Source organism: Hymenobacter psychrotolerans DSM 18569, assembly GCF_900142395.1.
GTDB lineage: Bacteria > Bacteroidota > Bacteroidia > Cytophagales > Hymenobacteraceae > Hymenobacter > Hymenobacter psychrotolerans.
Map to the genome: position 1 here is coordinate 1 of NZ_FRAS01000016.1, position 16659 is coordinate 16659.

Consider the following 16659-nt stretch of genomic DNA (forward strand, 5'->3'; position numbering starts at 1 on the left):
GAGCAGCTGCGGGTCGAGCAGGGAGAACACGCGCCGAAACGTGTCGTGCGAAGGAATTCCGCTCGGCAACTCCAGAAACGTAGCCAGCCACGTCTGCTTCAACTGGCCGTAGTGGGCGATGTCCACCCACGTTTCGGCTCCGGCCACGACGGCACAGATAGCGATGACCAGTATATCGCGCAATCGGTGTCGGGTGCGGCCCGCGCAACGCGGGTCTGGAAGGGTGGCAAAAGAAGTAAGCAGTTGGCTGAACATGAAGAACTTGACAATGTCTGAAAAGACAAAGGTCAGCCCTCAATATGTCACCCTAAATTTGATGCGTAAGCCCTGACGTCGGCCATGAACGGTATTATTACCGACAAGGACGGCGCCGGCTTGCCGGGGGCTACGGTCATAGCAGTTCACACGCCTACCAACACCCAATATGTAGCACCTACCAACTCGGAAGGCCGCTTCAACATTCAGAACATGCGCGTAGGTGGTCCCTATAGCGTACGTGTAACATTCGTAGGGTACAAAGACGCCAGCCGCGAAGGTATTTTCCTGAGCCTGGGCCAGAACCTGCGCCTCGACCTGAACCTGAGCGACGCCACCACGGAGCTGGCCGGCGTAACGGTTTCGGGCCGCCGCGACCCGGTGCTGAACTCGGAGCGCAATGGTGCTGCCACCAACGTGCAACGCGAGCAGATTGAGCGCCTGCCCACCATCAACCGCAGCTTCCAGGACTTCACGCGCCTCACGCCGCAGGCCAACGGCAGCTCGCTGGGCGGCCGGAACGCACGCTTCAACAACATCCAGATTGACGGTGCTTCCAACAACGACCTGTTCGGTCTGGGCAACACCGGTGCTCCCGGTGGACAAGCCAACACTAACCCGATTTCGCTGGACGCAATCCAAGAATTCCAGGTAGTCCTTTCCCCCTACGACGTGCGCCAGGGCCGTTTCAGCGGTGGTGGTATCAACGCCATTACCCGTTCCGGCACCAACGACTTCTCGGGTTCGGCTTTCGTATTTGGCCGCAACCAGAACACGGCCGGCAAAAGCCCAACGCCTAACTCGGCCGGTGAGCGTACCAAGCTCGACAAGTTCAACGATTACCAGGCTGGTATTCGCCTCGGCGGTCCGATCATCAAGGACAAGCTGTTCTTCTTCGTAAACGGCGAAATTACCCGCCGCACGGCTCCGCTGTTGTTCCGCACTGGTTCGCAGGACCAAATCCGCAACAACCCGGGCTCTGACCTGCTGACTTTCGTAAGCACGGAGCAGCTGCAGCAGATTTCGGACGTACTGCGTGACCGTTACGGTTATAACGCTGGTGCTTTCGGTGAAATCAACGCCGAGCGCCGCAGCAACAAGGCCTTTGCTCGTCTCGACTGGAACATCAGCCAGAACCACCAGCTCACGCTGCGCCACAACTTCGTGGACGCTTCCGATGACAACATCACCCGGAGTCTGACCAACTTCCGCTTCGCCAACAACGGCTACCAGTTCCTGAGCAAAACCAACACGACGGTAGCTGAACTGAAAAGCCGTTTCGGCAACCGCTTCGCCAACAGCTTGCTGGTAGGCTACTCGCGCATCCGCGACAGCCGCTCGCTGGTGGGCGACCGGTTCCCATCTATCGAAATTTCGGTAGGCAATGGCTCGGTATTCGCCGGTTCGGAACTCAGCTCCGTGGCTAACCGCCTCGACCAGGACATCCTGGAAATCAACGACAACTTCAATATCTTCGCCGGTAAGCACGTCATCACGGTTGGCACGAACAACGAAATCTTCCGTTTCGACAACCTGTTCGTGCAGAGCACCGAAGGCCGCTACAACTATCCGACGCTGCAGGCTTTCCTGGACAACAACGTGGATGCCAGCGGCTTCCGCTACCGCCAGAACTACGCCCTGCCCGGCGGTAAGCCAACCGCTAAGTTTGGTGCTGCTCAGTTCGGTGCCTTCATCCAGGACGAATACAACATCACGGACAACTTCCGTTTCACGACGGGTCTGCGCGTTGACCTGCCGGTGTATTTCGACAAGCCTTCTTACAACAAGCGGGTTGACTCCACTTTCGCCATTGCTACGGCCAACGGTGGTGCTTACGACGTGAAGACCGACCGTCTGCCCAAGTCGCGCCTGCAGGTGTCGCCGCGTATCGGCTTCAACTGGGACGTGCGTAAAAACCAGACCTTCCAGCTGCGTGGTGGTGTGGGTGTGTTCACCGGCCGTCCGGCCTACGTATGGATTTCCAACCAGTACGGCAACACCGGTGTTGACTTTGCTACCTACGATTCCAACAACAGCACCTCGAAAGCCGGCCTCGGCCTGAGCAGCAACTATGGTACGCTGCGCGACCAGATTGCCAGCACGCCGGCCGCCGCCGCCAAGGGCAGCATTGCCGTAACGGACAAAAACTTCCGCAACCCGCAGCTGATCCGTACCAACTTCGCAGTGGATTACCGCCTGCCCGCCGGCATCGTAGCCACGCTGGAAGGTATCTACTCCAAGTCGCTGAACGACGTGCTGCCGGTTGACATCAACCTTTCGAACCCGACCGGTGTAATCCAGGGCGACGGCCGTCCGGTGTACCCCACGGGCACCGCGCGCTACCGCAACAGCCGCGACTTCAACAACGTGATTCTGCTGACCAACACCAGCAAAGGCTACCAGTACAGCATCACGGGTGAACTGAAGAAGCAGGTAAACAGCGACCTGTTCGCTACGGCTGCCTATACCTACGGCCAGTCGCGTGACCTGTACTCGGGCTCCAGCTCCACGGCTGTTTCCATCTGGGAATTCAACCCCCACGTAGCCGGCCCGAACAACCTGCCCCTGTCGTACTCGAACTTCGACCTGCGCCACCGCGTGCTGGGTTCGTTCTCGTACCGCAAAGCCTACGCCAAGCACTTCGCTACCACGCTGTCGGCTTTCTACAATGGTCAGTCGGGCACGCCCTTCTCGTATAGCTACTATGGCGGCGACCTCAACAACGATGGTGGCCAGTTCAGCAGCAACTCCAACGACCTGATCTACATCCCACGCACCCGCGACGAAATCGTACTGGTGACCGACGGCCCGAACGACCGCCGTACTCCCGAGCAGATCTGGGGTGAGCTGAACTCGTTCATCGAGAACGATGAGTACCTGAAAGAGCACCGTGGTGAGTACGCTGCCCGCAACGGCGCCCGCACGCCTTGGCAGCACAAGATTGACGTTCGTCTGCTGCAGGATATCTACACCACCATCGGTGGCAAAGAGCACACCATCCAGCTGTCGGTTGACATCATCAACTTCGGCAACCTGCTGAACAAAGAGTGGGGACGCGACTACTTCGTAGCGAACGGCAACTACGGCCTGCTGCGTTATCAGGGTCTGGAAAACGGCACCACGGGCCGCCCAACCTTCGGCTTCGGCAATGGCACCTCTACCACTCCCACGGTTGGCTATCAGGTAGATCAGCTGGCCTCGCGCTGGCAGGCTCAGTTTGGCGTTCGTTACCTGTTTTAATCAGTCGTCAGTAGACTTCGCTAAACGCATCAACTCATGAAATTCCTTTCTTCTTCACTCTTTGCCAAGCTCACGCTGGCTGCTTCGGCAGCAGCCGTGCTGACTGGCTGCGACGACCCGGATTATCCGACCCCGTCGCCCGTAACAGCTTCTACGGTAAGCGCGGCCCGGGTTCTGGTCGTGAATGCCTCGCCCGGCTCCCAGACCAGCACCATCACGATTGACAACGTCGCGTCGGGGCAGTCGGTGGGCTACCTCAGCTCGACTACAGGTTACTTCGCAGTGCCGGCCGGTCAGCGCCAGATCGGTGTTGTGTCGCCGAACAACGTGAAGTATGCCAACGGCGAAGTAGCGCCTGGTGTCGTGCGGCAGCAGTTCGCATCGGGTAGCTCCTACACGGTTTTCTCGACCGATGCTCCTACCCGCGCTGCTTCCGGCTCTGATATCGGTGGCATGCGTGCCATTGCTCTGTCCGATAACCTTTCGGCTCCGGCAGCGGGCCGGGCTCGGGTACGTTTTGTGAATCTGTCGCCGAGCTACTCGGCTGGCGTGGACAGCCTCGGCTTGTACACGCTCGTGAGCCCCGATCCGGCAGCAATTGGTAAGTTCCTGTTTGCACCGATTGGTCGTACGTACCGCTCAATTGCCTTTACGGTAGCTGCAGTGGCCGCTACTCCAACAACTCCGGCCCGTCCGGCCCGTAGCCTGAACTTTGCTAATTTCACAGATATCCCGGCTGGAACGTACTCGTTTGATGTACGTCGTTCACCACGGGCCGCTGCCAACCCCTCACAGGTGATTATTCCTGCTACGGCGCTGACCTTTGCCTCCGGCAAAATCTACACGGTGTATAGCCGCGGCACCAATGCTACTGGCAGTGCTACTCCACTGGGTCTATCAGTTGTTACGCACAACTAGTTGATTCTGACTTAGGTTGACTTGAAAAAAGCGGCTGGAGAGCTTCTCCAGCCGCTTTTTTTATGCGTGGAGAGGAAAGTTTTTTCGGTTTTTTTCGCTGTCCTACTTGCACAAACCGAAACGCGCCGTACTTTTGTCACACCAAACGCAACCGGCGGATGGTGCTTACCAAACGGGGGATTAGCTCAGCTGGCTAGAGCGCTTGCATGGCATGCAAGAGGTCATCGGTTCGACTCCGATATTCTCCACTCAAAAGCCCGACCCACCGGTCGGGCTTTTTGTTTTTACACCGTCTGCCTGTTTTGCGCGAATGGCAGGAAAAAGAAACGGCGACTCTCCTGCGAGAGTCGCCGTTTGCTGTAAAATGGGTTAGGTTGCTGCTACACGAACAAGCCTTCTACCGACAGATACCGCTCGCCGGTATCGTAGCAGAAGGTGAGCACGCGGCCGCCCTGGGGCACGTCGTCCAGCTTCTGCGCCACTGCTGCCAACGACGCCCCGGACGATACGCCCACGAACAGCCCTTCCTCACGAGCTGCCCGGCGGGCCATATCAAAGGCGGCTTGCTGCGACACCTGAATAGTGCCATCCAGAACATCAGTGTGCAGGTTGGCGGGAATGAAGCCGGCGCCAATACCCTGAATAGGGTGGGGGCCCGGAGCGCCGCCGCTAATCACGGGCGAGAGTTCGGGCTCTACGGCGAAAGTCTTCATGTTCGGAAAATGCGGCTTGAGCACCTGCGTCACGGCCGTGATGTGGCCACCGGTGCCTACACCGGTAATATGGAAATCGAAGCCGCCTTCCGGGGCGTCGCGCAGGATTTCCTGGGCAGTGGTTTCGGCGTGTACCTTGATGTTGGCGGGGTTCTCGAACTGCATGGGCATCCAGGCGCCGGGCGTGTCGCGCACCAGCTCGTGGGCTTTTTCGATGGTCCCTTTCATGCCTTTCTCGCGTGGGGTCAGTTCCAGGTTGGCGCCGTAAGCCGCCATCAGGCGCCGCCGCTCAATCGACATAGACTCCGGCATCACCAGTGTCAGCTTGTAGCCTTTCACGGCCGCTACCATGGCCAGGCCTACACCCGTGTTGCCGGAAGTAGGCTCCACAATCAGCGAGTCCGGCGTCAGGATACCGTCTTTTTCGGCCTGTTCAATCATGCTGAGCGCAATCCGGTCTTTGATGCTGCCGCCGGGGTTGGCGCGTTCCAGCTTCACCCAGACCTCCACGTCGGGGCGGCTGGCGAAAAGCTTGTTCAGGCGCAGAAGCGGCGTGTTGCCGATGGTATCCAGAATGGAAGTTGCTTTCATGAGTAAGGAAGTAAGTGAGTAAACGAAACAGAAAACCGGGCAGCAGGCCGCGCACTCAGTGAAACAACGGCCAGTGAGGAGCGCGCCTGCTTTTCTGACCGGTCAGATGGAAAACATGATGTCGGCGGCCGGGTCTTCGGTGCGCGTTACGTGCAGCTGCGCCTGATGATAGACGCGGGAGTGCGACGGAACACTATCGGTAAGCCACACATTGCCGCCAATAATGCTGTGACTACCGACCACCGTGTTGCCCCCCAAAATAGTAGCGCCGGCGTAAATCACCGAATGGTCTTCGATGGTAGGGTGGCGCTTGATGCCCTGCAACTCCTTCCGGACGCTAAGCGCGCCCAGCGTCACACCCTGAAATATCTTCACGTGCGCCCCAATAACGGCCGTTTCGCCAATAACGATGCCAGTACCATGGTCGATGCAGAACGATGCCCCGATCCGAGCGCCCGGGTGAATATCGATGCCGGTGCGGTGGTGGGCAAACTCGCTGATGATGCGCGGCACGCGCGGCACCTGCAGTTGGTAGAGAGCATGCGCAATGCGGTGCAGCGCAATGGCGTAGAACCCCGGATAGGTGCTGATGACCTCGTCGAGCCCCTGTGCTGCCGGGTCGGCGGCCAAAATAGCCGCCGCATCCTGCAGGAGCGCGTCGCGCAGGGCAGGCAGCCGGCTCATCAGCCCGGCCGCTACTGCCGCCGCAGCTTCGGGCAGCGGTACATGGGCCAAAAGGGCCGCGAGGTCGTTTTGCTGCTGAATGAGCGTTGCCGCAATGGCATCGGCCCGTAGCAGCGGCTGGCCACCCCGTTCGGGAAAGAGCAGTTGCAGCAGGTTGTCGGCCAGCTGGCAAAACGCCGCTTCCGGCAGCGGCGCCGCCACCTGTTGATGGGCCTGCGCCAAGGCCAGCACAAAGGAAGAATCAGAGGAAAACAACATAGGAGAGAAAAGCACAGAGGCCGCGCGACCGGGCCCGAAGCGGCAGCGGCAGCCATCCCGCAATACCTTCTAACTACGTAGCGAAGGGAAAGTTTTGCGCTGCTTGTTCACCACAACCTGGGGTGCGGGGTTGCGTTTGCACAGATGCCGCCGGCTGCTGCCGGCAGTTCTTCCCCTTACTTTTCAACCCATGGCAGACACTACCATCACTAAAGTCGATTCAAGACACTCGCCCAAAGGCCCCGACGGCGAAAAATACCTGGCTTTCGGCACGCACGTTTCCATGCGCATGTGGGAAAACGAGCAGCCCGGTGAGCAGAAAGAAGCGGTTAGCCGCCCTTACGAAACGGTCGGTTATGTGCTGGCCGGCCGCGCCGAGCTGCATCTGGAAGGCCAGATGGTGCTATTGGAACCGGGCAACTCGTGGGTTGTACCTCAGGGAGCCCAGCATACTTACAAGATTCTGGAGGCGTTTTCGGCCGTAGAAGCTACCACGCCGCCCGCGCAGGTGCATGGCCGGGACAAATAACTGCCAGAACCATCAACGCTAAACCGCCCGTCCGCTGCTTTATATACAGCGGACGGGCGGTTTGCGTCGGTAGCCTTGCCGCATGGCTAGCGGACAAGCTCCACCCGCATGATTTTGTCGCCGATATCCAGCCGCTGCACTACGTCCATGCCCTGCACTACCTGCGCGAAAATGGTGTAGCGTCCGTCGAGATGCGGGGTAGGGGCGTGCGTGATGAACCACTGGCAGCTTTCGGTGTCCTTGCCTGATGAAGCCAGGCCGACGGCTCCCTCGCCATAGCGCAGGTCGCTGAACTCGGAACGCAGGTTGTAGTCGGTGCTGCCGGAACCGTCGCCGCGCGGGCAGCCGCCCTGCGCCACGAAATTGGGCACCACCCGGTGAAAAAACCTGCCATCATAAAACCCTTGCCGCACCAGCTCCACAAAGCTGGCTACTGAGCCGGGGGCATCGTTTACGAGCAAAACCATCGTCACATCACCCTGAGTGGTGCGTACGAGTACCCGCTGTCGGTCCGGAATCGTCTGGACCAGCTCCCAATTAATCGGGTGGCTGGCTGCTTTGGCCACCGGTACAGGGGCAGCCGGTTTCTGCTGCATATAGTCGATGGTTTGCTGCAAGGATTGCCAGGCTTCCAGGTCGCGCGGGAGCACCAGTTTGTCGCGAGCGGCTACAAGGAAATCCGGGTTGGGCAGCAGTCGGCGCATATTCAGCTGTGGGTCGCGCAGTGCCTCGGCCGCAGTGCCCATCACCGTTACGTCGCCGCCGGCTATGGCCCGCCGAAGCGTCAGGGCAAAAGCAGCCTGCTGGGCTTCCGGAAAGCCAGGGCGGCGGCGCATAGCTACCAGGGCCTCCATGCCGTAAGACCCAACTACCAGCGGCTGGCCCGACGCAAAGGTGGCTTGCTCCACAAACTCATACGCTGCCGGGTCCTCGCCCAGCGCCTTGAGCAGGTAGCCCTTTTCGTACGGGTCGGTGGCGGCCGAATAGCGTTGCTGCACGGCTGTCCGGATGGCGTTGCGCTCCGGACCTGCCAGCTTCAGAGCCGCAGCCAGCAAGGTAGAGCGCACGCGCCAGCTGTTGATCCTGTTGGCTTTTTCCAGAAACAGAATGCCCGGCTCCCCGGCCGCATGCGTCAGGAAAAACTCGGCCGCAGTCACGGCTACCTGGCTGCTGGGGTCGGTGAGGGCCTGCCAGGCGGTTTCTTTCACCGGGGCATACATACCGGCATTCATGGCCCGCAGCGCACTTACCCGCACGCGGTGGTCAGCATCGCGCCGGGCCAGACTGGCCAGAACAGGTGCTACAGATGGCGTTTTCACCTTGCCCAAGGCACTGGCCGACATAGCCCGCACAGTAGGGTCAGCGTCGGAGGTGGCAGCAACCAGTGCTGCCTGATAGGCAGTCAGGTCGAGGCGGGGCGTGCGGGCCAGCGTGAAGGCGGCTCCTTGCCGGGCTGCCACGGGCTGCCGGGTTGCCAGCAATGCTACTGCCCGCGCTACGGCTGCTTCCGACGTAATGCCCCGGCTGCCCGCCCGGAAAAGCCCCCAGGCCTGGCCCGTTGAAAACACAGTATCCGTTCGGGAAAAGGTGCCTTGCGCCAGCAGCCGCAACGACTTCTGAGTAACGCAGCGCCCCAACGCTTCGGATAAGTAGCGGCGTAGCTGCGGCGTAGTCGCCGTCATGATGTGCCCGGCCAGCGTCTCAGCCGCGGTACTGTCTCCGGTCTGGCCCAGCGCATACGCCGCTGCGCGCCGCACAGCGTCTTTCTGCTCCTGGCCGAGCAGCGGCAGCAGAGCCGCAGTAGCTGCTTTATCCTGCACTGAGGCCAGTGCCAGCGCCGCGGCCTGGCGGTAGCGGCTTTCCGGGTGCGCCAGATAAGGGAGTAAGGCCGTGGTATTGCGCTCATCCTGGGCCGTGCCAATCAGGCGCAGGGTGGCATCCGCAAACTGGTTGAGCGGTGGCACTGCCGTGGCGGCGGACGTTTTGGGGATAGCAGGTGCGCAGGCCGCCAGCAAAGTGGCCGCGCAACTCAGGGCCAGAAAAGCGCGCAAAGAAACGGAGTAGGTCATGGCTGGCCGAAAATAGCCAAAATAAGCCTGAGCCTGGCGCGCTAAAACAACAGCCCGCTCCGTAGTGTACGGAGCGGGCTGCCTGAATCAGAATATCCGGAACGGAAGCAGGCTAGGACTGCTCGTCCTTCAAATGGTCTTCGCCGCCATAAGGGGCGCCCGCCGTAATGTCGCCGCGCAGGCCGCCTTGCGAAGCGCCCGGCCCGGTGCCGGGTTGCTGGGCGGTGGTGCTGTTGCGCTCCTGGTCAGCATTTACCTGCGAGCCGGTAGCGGGCTGGCCGTTGCCGGTGATGACGGTTGGCATTTCGCCAACCGGGCCGGCCAGCTCGTTTACTTTTTCGATGTACTGGCGGCGAGCATCCTCCTGCGGCACCCCCTTAAACTTGCTCCAGGAGTCCCATTGCGCCTGCGACATACCTTGTGGGCCATTCGGGTTGTCGGGCATATCGTCGCCTACATCCTCGTGCTTGGCGTCATGGTCGCCTTCGGTGGCCTGCTTGTAGAGGCCGTACAGTTCCGTCATATGGGGAGCGGCTTTGTCGCCGGGCAGGCCATCTACGCGGGAAACGGCGGCTTCAAATTGTTGCTGGAGGTCCATATTTTGCTGAAGATTCATAGTCGAAAAGGAGCTGAGAGTGGAAACTATACGGTGTACTAGGGTGGCCGGGCTTTGGTTACGGTGCCCGCACAGTTCCGTAAGTTGCGCCAACAAGTCTGCTGATACTTCGTACTTTTGCGCGCTCTATGTGTGGAATCACCGGCTTATTCGCCTTTACTGACACAGGCCGTAGCTCGCTCGCCGCGCTACCAGCCTCAACTGACGCTATTGTCAGCCGCGGCCCCGACTCGCAGGGACACTTTGTGTACGACCGTTGCGGGCTGGGCTTTCGGCGCTTAGCTATTCTCGACCTTTCGGCCGATGGCAACCAGCCCATGACCGATGAGTCGGGCCGCTACACCATTGTCTTCAACGGTGAGATTTTCAACTTTCGCGAGTTGCGGCAGCGCCTGATAAGCAAAGGCCACAAATTCCACTCCCAAACCGATACGGAGGTGATTCTGCGCCTCTACATCACGGAAGGGCGCGGCTTTCTCAAGAAGTTGAACGGCTTCTTCGGGCTGGCTATCTACGACAAGGAAGAGGATTCGCTCTTCATTGCGCGCGACCGGATGGGGGAGAAGCCGCTGCTCATCTACCGCGACGAGGACAAGCTGTTTTTTGCCTCCGAAATGAAGTCGTTGCTGGCCCTGGGCATTCCGCGCAAGCTCGACTATGTGGCCCTGAGCCATTACCTGCAGCTCAACTACATCCCCGGCCCCGCTACCATATTCAGGGGCGTCAAGAAGCTGCTGCCCGGCCACTACCTTTTCATCAAAGGCAAGAAGGTAGTGCGCAAGCGCTGGTACAAGGTGCCCTACGATGCCAAGAAAGTCGCCAAAAACAAGCTCACCTACGAGCAGCAGCAGGCGAAATTGGTAGAGCTGATGGATGACGCTACCGCGCGCCGGCTGGTTGCCGACGTTCCGGTGGGGGCCTTCCTCAGCGGCGGTATCGATTCCAGCGTGGTAGTGGCCCTGGCCTCGCGCCACACCGAGCACCTGAACACGTTCAGCATCGGCTACCGCGACGAGCCCTTCTTCGACGAAACGAAATACGCCAAGCTGGTAGCTGAGCGCTACAAGACCAACCATACGGTTTTTTCGCTCACCAACCAGGACCTCTACGAGCACATCTTTGATGTGCTCGACTACATCGATGAGCCCTTTGCCGACTCGTCGGCGCTGGCCGTGTACATCCTGAGCAAGCGGACCCGCGAAAAGGCCACCGTCGCCCTTTCCGGCGACGGTGCCGACGAGCTGTTTGCGGGCTACAACAAGCACATGGGCGAGTTCCAGGTGCGGCAGGGCGGCTTTAAGGCCGAAGCCGTAACCGGCCTCAACATGCTCTGGGAAATTCTGCCTAAGTCGCGCAACTCCTTTTTCGGCAACAAAGTCCGGCAGTTTCAACGCTTCTCGCGCGGCATGCTCAACGGGCCCAAAGACAGGTACTGGGACTGGGCCTCGTTTGCTTCCGAAAAAGACTCCCGCAACCTGCTCAGCGCCGCCTCGCGCCGTAAAGTAGGCAAGAAGCTGGCCGAGAAGCGCCGCAAAGACATCCTGGTGAACCTGCACGCCGACGGCGACCTGAATGAGGTGCTGCTGACCGACACCACGCTGGTGCTGCCCTACGACATGCTGGCCAAGGTGGACATGATGAGCATGGCCAATTCGCTGGAGGTGCGGCCGCCTTTCCTCGACCCCAATGTGGTACGCTTTGCCTTCTCGTTGCCCGTCGAAAGCAAAATCGACGCGAACATGAAGAAGCGGATTGTGCAGGACGCCTTCCGGCCACTATTGCCTGAAGAACTGTACAAGCGCCCCAAGCACGGCTTTGAAGTGCCGCTGCTCAAGTGGTTCCGGGGCGAGTTGCGGCCCCTTATCGAAGATGATCTGCTGTCCGATGCCTTCATTGAGGCGCAGGGCGTGTTCGACGTAGACGCCATCCGGGCACTGAAAACCCAGCTGTTCTCCCGCAGCCCCGGCGACGTGCACGCCCGCATCTGGGCCCTTATCGTGTTCCAGCACTGGTGGAAACGCTACATGATGGCCCCCGTGGCGCAGGCCCCAAAAACTGTAGTTCAATAGAAGTTTCTGCTCTCCCAATATTCCATGAAAATAGCAGTAGTAGGCACCGGATACGTCGGGCTGGTTACAGGAACTTGCTTTGCCGAAGTCGGCATCGAAGTAACCTGCATCGATATCGACCAGAAGAAGATTGATAACCTCAAACAGGGCATTCTTCCCATCTATGAGCCGGGTTTAGAGGAAATGGTGAGCCGCAACGTAGCGGCCGGCCGTTTGACCTTCACTACCAGTCTGGCCGAAGGCATTAAAGATGCCGACGTAGCTTTCATTGCGGTGGGCACGCCTCCCGGTGAAGACGGCTCCGCCGACCTTAAGTATGTTCTGGCTGTTGCCCGCGGTATCGGGGAGCACATGAATGACTACGGGGTTATCGTAACCAAGAGCACGGTGCCCGTAGGTACGGCTGCCAAAGTACGCACCGAGCTGGAGCAAGCGCTGAGCAAGCGCGGCGTAACCATAGAGTTCGACGTGGCCTCTAACCCCGAGTTCCTGAAAGAGGGTGCTGCCATCGACGATTTCCTGAAGCCGGACCGCATTGTGGTCGGCGTTTCGTCGGAGCGGGCCGAGGAGGTAATGCGCAAGCTTTACAAGCCGTTCCTGCTCAATGGCCACCCCATTATCTTCATGGATATCCCGTCGGCGGAAATGACGAAATACGCCGCCAACTCTATGCTGGCCACGAAAATTTCGTTCATGAACGACATTGCCAACCTCTGCGAAATCATGGGCGCCGACGTGAACATGGTGCGCAAAGGCATCGGCTCTGATGCTCGTATCGGCACCAAGTTCATCTATCCCGGCATCGGCTACGGCGGCTCCTGCTTTCCCAAGGATGTAAAAGCCCTCATCAAAACGGCTGCCGAGAACGGCTACCAGATGCAGGTGCTCCAGGCCGTAGAAAGCGTAAACGAGGCGCAGAAAGAAGTGCTTTTCGATAAAGTAAAGAAACACTTCGGTGGCGACCTGACCGGCAGAAAAATGGCCGTGTGGGGCTTGTCGTTCAAGCCCAAAACCGACGACATGCGTGAAGCTCCGTCGTTGGTAATCATCGAGAAGCTGCTGGCGGAAGGCTGCACGGTTTCGGCCTACGACCCCGTGGCCATGGACGAAGCCAAACACTCGCTCGGCAACCGCATCACCTACGCGAAAGACCAGTTTGACGCTCTCGTAGACGCCGACGCACTGTTGGTAGTGACGGAGTGGCCCGAGTTCCGGTCGCCCAGCTTCGAGGTAGTAGGCAAGCTGCTAAAGCAGAAAGTCATTTTCGATGGCCGCAACATCTACGACCCCATCGAAATGAAGGAATCCGGCTTCGCTTATCACTGCATTGGCATCCGGACCGCTCACCAGGAGCCAGTCTAACCCGAGGCGGAGCTTCAAAACGCCTCTGAAAACCATTGGGTTAGGTCATAAGGCGTTATTCACTTAAAACAGCATTACAATGTCTGATAAAAAACGTGTACTCATCACCGGTGGCGCCGGTTTCCTGGGCTCACACTTATGTGAGCGGTTTCTGGCCGAAGGTTACCATGTCATTGCCATGGATAACCTTATTACCGGCGACCTGCAGAACATCGAGCACCTATTTGCCCGCGAGGACTTCGAGTTCCATCACCATGATGTATCGAAGTTCGTGTTCGTGCCTGGCAAGCTCGACTACATCCTGCACTTTGCTTCGCCGGCTTCTCCCATCGACTACCTCAAGATTCCGATCCAGACACTGAAGGTTGGCTCGCTGGGTACGCACAATCTGCTGGGCCTGGCTCGCGTGAAGAATGCCCGCCTGCTGATTGCCAGCACGTCAGAAGTGTACGGCGACCCGGAAATCCATCCGCAGGTAGAAGAGTATTTCGGCAACGTAAACCCAGTCGGCCCTCGCGGCTGCTACGACGAAGCCAAACGGTTCCAGGAAGCCATTACGATGGCCTACCATAACCACCACGGGCTGGAAACGCGCATTGTACGCATTTTCAATACCTACGGCCCCCGTATGCGCCTCGACGACGGCCGCGTACTGCCGGCATTCCTCTCGCAGGCGTTGCGTGGCGAAGCTCTCACAGTGTTCGGCGACGGTTCGCAGACTCGGTCTTTCTGCTACGTTGATGACCTTGTGGACGGCATCTACCGGTTGCTGCTCAGCGACTACCACATGCCCGTAAACATCGGTAACCCATCAGAAATTACCATCAAGGAGTTCGGCGAAGAAATTGCGCGCCTCACCGGCGTAGAGTTCAAGCCCGACTACCGCCCGCTACCCGAAAACGACCCCATGAAGCGCCGGCCAGATATTTCTAAGGCTAAGGAAATTCTGGGTTGGGAGCCCAAAGTAGACCGCGCCGAAGGCCTGCGCCGTACCTTGGAGTATTTTAAAGAGCACGTGCAACGTGTATGAAACAGCCTTACTTAATTGAATTTCCTAAGCTTGGCGCGCCTGAAATCGGCTACATATCTGTTACGGAGCAGTTGAAGCAGATTCCTTTTGAGGTGCAGCGTACCTTCTGGACGTATTATACTCCTGAGAGCATAGTGCGTGGTCGGCACGCTCATTACAAAACCGAACAGGTACTGGTGGCCGTATCGGGCCGTATCATCGTCACGACGGAACTGCCGGATGGTACTGTGGAGGTGTACCGCTTAGAGGACCCACACGTTGGGCTGTACGTGCCGCCACATGCCTGGCATACGATGCAGTATTCGCATTCAGCGGTGCAACTGGTGTTTGCTTCCCTTCCTTATGATGAGCAGGACTATATCCGGCAGTATGAAAAGTTTCGGGAAGTATGGAAACCATAGATGCGGGTCTGCTGGCGCAGCGGGCGGAGGCCTTGTTTTTCTACTCTCCGTATAATTTCCTGCGCGAAATTCCAGAAGAACTACAACAGCAGCATTTTGGGGTTGGGCATGTGGTGAATTTTGTCCAGAACCCCCGTAACCATATCGTCACGACCGGCCAGGGTGCGGACCGTACTCAACTCCTGTATACAGAATTGCCGTGGGATTCCGAGTTCTTCGGTACTTCTACTTATCGGTTGCATACGGGCCTTTTCGGACCCGATGCTTCTCTGCAGGGCCGTATGCAGGCGGTAGAACAGTTGCAGAAAAAGCTAGCCTCTGCCGGTGCCTACTACTGCTTCAGTGAAGTACCTACCGAGGATACGGCCTTACTGCAGATGCTTACGGCCAGTGGGTGGCGGTTGGTTGAAACCCGGCTGTTGTTCTACCACGACAACCTAGCGGCATTTGAGCAGCCCCGGTATCCGGTTCGCATGGCGCAACCGACAGAGGCCGAATCCATTGGCCGTGTTTCAGCGGCGGCGCGAAACCCATATGACCGTTTTCATGCCGACGCGTGGTTCGGCACGGAGCGCGCCGACGCTTTTCTGGCCCGCTATGCCAGTGCCGCGGTGCAAGGATACTGTGATGCAGTGTTAGTTCCGGACGAACCACAGCTGCCGGTGGATTCTTTTCTGGCAATCAGCGACCTGCATAAGGACGCGGCGGCTTTAGGCGTAGGATTGTCGCGCGTAGCGCTGACGGCAGTCGGCTCGCAGAATAGGGGATGGCACCTGCGGCTGGTGTCCGAAACTATCCAGCGCGCGCGCCAGAACGGCGCCCAGTACGTGCTGATGACCACTCAGGCAACCAACCGTGCCGTTTTTCGGACCTGTGAAAAGTTAGGCTTCAAACTAGGGGGCAGCAGTCATATTCTGGCTTGCCATGCTAGTGATACAGTCTAGGAAGTCTCTTTCAATACCCTCATCGTGCCCAAGCTTTCTGTTATAGTCCCCTGTTACTTCAACGAAGACAATATTCCGGTCACCGTTCCAGAGCTCATCAAAAATGAGGCACTGTTTCCGGCCGGGGTAGAGTTCGAATACATCTTCGTTGATGATGGCTCACAAGACCAGACGCTGGCTGCTCTGCTGCATGCCCGCAACCAGTACCCCGACCGGATTAAAGTAGTAGAGTTGGTCGGTAACGTGGGCTCTTACAACGCAATAGTAGCAGGCATGGAGCAGGCTACCGGCGACTGCCTAGCCATTATCACGGCCGACATGCAGGACCCGCCGGAACTGATGGTCAAAATGTATGACTATTGGACCAAAGGTTTCAAGCTCGTGATTGGCAACCGGCAGGACAGGGAAGAAACCGGGCTTTCTAAAACGCTGGCGCAAACATTCCATTGGCTTATGAAGCACCTAGCCCTGCGGAATATTCCGGATGGCGGGTTCGACTTCGTGTTCTTCGACCGGCAGGTACGGGACGACATTGTCCGCATGAAGGAACGTAATAGCAACATCTTCTATCTGATGGTGTGGCTGGGCTACGAGTACGTTAATATCCCGTACGTGCGTCGCAAGCGTGAAATAGGAAAGTCCCGCTGGACGCTGCAGAAAAAAGTCAAGCTGTTGATAGACTCCTTGCTTTCCTTCTCTTATTTCCCTATTCGTGCTATTTCGGTAACGGGTATTGTGCTGGGTACAATTGCGCTTTTGTACGGCTTGTATGTTATCGGGCTTAAAATACTTGCTCCTGAGGGGCCTGAAGGATGGACCGCATTGATGGTGGTTGTGCTATTTGTTTCCGCCTTCCAAATGATTGCGCTGGGCGTTATCGGCGAATACGTTTGGCGAGGAATGGATGCTGCGCGAAACCGGCCGCTGTACGTGGTGAAAACTGTATATCCTTCTGAAGCCGGGCCGAAATACTAATTCCG

Annotated in this window: 14 protein-coding genes and 1 tRNA gene; 10 read left to right on the plus strand and 5 right to left on the minus strand. The window is 58.4% G+C overall.

Features of this window, described 5'->3' with window-relative positions:
- Positions 1–255: transposase family protein (locus BUE15_RS14310; RefSeq protein ID WP_139252313.1), on the minus strand; the 255-nt coding region annotated here is incomplete at its 3' end.
- An 84-nt stretch (positions 256–339) separates the two neighbouring features.
- Between BUE15_RS14310 and BUE15_RS14315 the strand changes: the two genes are divergently transcribed.
- From BUE15_RS14315 to BUE15_RS14325, 3 genes are all read left to right on the plus strand, one after another.
- The gene (locus BUE15_RS14315; protein WP_084549071.1) at positions 340–3495 is read left to right on the plus strand and encodes a TonB-dependent receptor; all 3156 of its coding nucleotides are present in this window, start codon (positions 340–342) and stop codon (positions 3493–3495) included.
- 36 nt (positions 3496–3531) lie between these two features.
- Entirely contained in the window at positions 3532–4413 is an 882-nt protein-coding gene (locus BUE15_RS14320; RefSeq protein WP_073286438.1) for a DUF4397 domain-containing protein, read from the plus strand.
- Positions 4414–4587: 174 nt separating this feature from the next.
- A tRNA-Ala gene (locus tag BUE15_RS14325) sits at positions 4588–4661 on the plus strand.
- A 132-nt stretch (positions 4662–4793) separates the two neighbouring features.
- On the opposite strand, the gene cysK is transcribed toward BUE15_RS14325, so the two are convergent.
- Together cysK and BUE15_RS14335 are read right to left on the minus strand one after the other, a co-directional pair.
- The gene (gene cysK / locus BUE15_RS14330) at positions 4794–5717 is read right to left on the minus strand and encodes a cysteine synthase A (RefSeq protein ID WP_073286441.1); all 924 of its coding nucleotides are present in this window, start codon (positions 5715–5717) and stop codon (positions 4794–4796) included.
- 102 nt (positions 5718–5819) lie between these two features.
- Positions 5820–6659, minus strand: a complete 840-nt coding sequence (locus BUE15_RS14335; RefSeq protein ID WP_073286444.1) for a serine O-acetyltransferase — start codon at positions 6657–6659, stop codon at positions 5820–5822.
- A 190-nt stretch (positions 6660–6849) separates the two neighbouring features.
- Between BUE15_RS14335 and BUE15_RS14340 the strand changes: the two genes are divergently transcribed.
- Positions 6850–7188 carry a cupin domain-containing protein gene (locus BUE15_RS14340; RefSeq protein WP_073286447.1) on the plus strand — a complete coding sequence of 113 codons (339 nt, stop codon included), beginning with the start codon at positions 6850–6852 and terminating at the stop codon, positions 7186–7188.
- A gap of 86 nt (positions 7189–7274) precedes the next feature.
- Here BUE15_RS14340 and BUE15_RS14345 read toward each other — a convergent pair whose 3' ends face one another.
- Positions 7275–9257 carry a peptidylprolyl isomerase gene (locus BUE15_RS14345; RefSeq protein ID WP_073286450.1) on the minus strand — a complete coding sequence of 661 codons (1983 nt, stop codon included), beginning with the start codon at positions 9255–9257 and terminating at the stop codon, positions 7275–7277.
- Between the two features lie 112 nt (positions 9258–9369).
- Positions 9370–9873, minus strand: coding sequence for an acyl-CoA-binding protein (locus BUE15_RS14350; RefSeq protein WP_073286452.1), 504 nt, complete (start codon positions 9871–9873; stop codon positions 9370–9372).
- Between the two features lie 128 nt (positions 9874–10001).
- Here BUE15_RS14350 and asnB point away from each other — a divergent pair, with 128 nt between their 5' ends.
- The 6 genes from asnB (at position 10002) to BUE15_RS14380 (ending at position 16654) form a co-directional block, all read left to right on the plus strand.
- A complete protein-coding gene (asnB, locus tag BUE15_RS14355; protein ID WP_073286455.1) occupies positions 10002–11942 on the plus strand; it encodes an asparagine synthase (glutamine-hydrolyzing) in 1941 nt (646 codons plus the stop codon).
- Positions 11943–11966: 24 nt separating this feature from the next.
- The gene (locus tag BUE15_RS14360; protein WP_073286458.1) at positions 11967–13304 is read left to right on the plus strand and encodes a UDP-glucose dehydrogenase family protein; all 1338 of its coding nucleotides are present in this window, start codon (positions 11967–11969) and stop codon (positions 13302–13304) included.
- Positions 13305–13383: 79 nt separating this feature from the next.
- Positions 13384–14334: a UDP-glucuronic acid decarboxylase family protein gene (locus BUE15_RS14365; protein WP_073286460.1), complete on the plus strand. Its 951-nt coding sequence runs from the start codon at positions 13384–13386 to the stop codon at positions 14332–14334.
- Entirely contained in the window at positions 14331–14735 is a 405-nt protein-coding gene (locus BUE15_RS14370; RefSeq protein WP_073286463.1) for a sugar 3,4-ketoisomerase, read from the plus strand. The genes BUE15_RS14365 and BUE15_RS14370 overlap by 4 nt, the downstream gene beginning before the upstream one ends.
- Positions 14723–15679, plus strand: coding sequence for a GNAT family protein (locus tag BUE15_RS14375; protein WP_073286466.1), 957 nt, complete (start codon positions 14723–14725; stop codon positions 15677–15679). Before BUE15_RS14370 ends, BUE15_RS14375 begins: the two co-directional genes overlap by 13 nt.
- Positions 15680–15703: 24 nt before the next feature.
- Complete coding sequence (locus tag BUE15_RS14380) at positions 15704–16654, plus strand: glycosyltransferase family 2 protein (protein ID WP_073286469.1); 951 nt, start codon at positions 15704–15706, stop codon at positions 16652–16654.
- Positions 16655–16659: the final 5 nt, after the last annotated feature.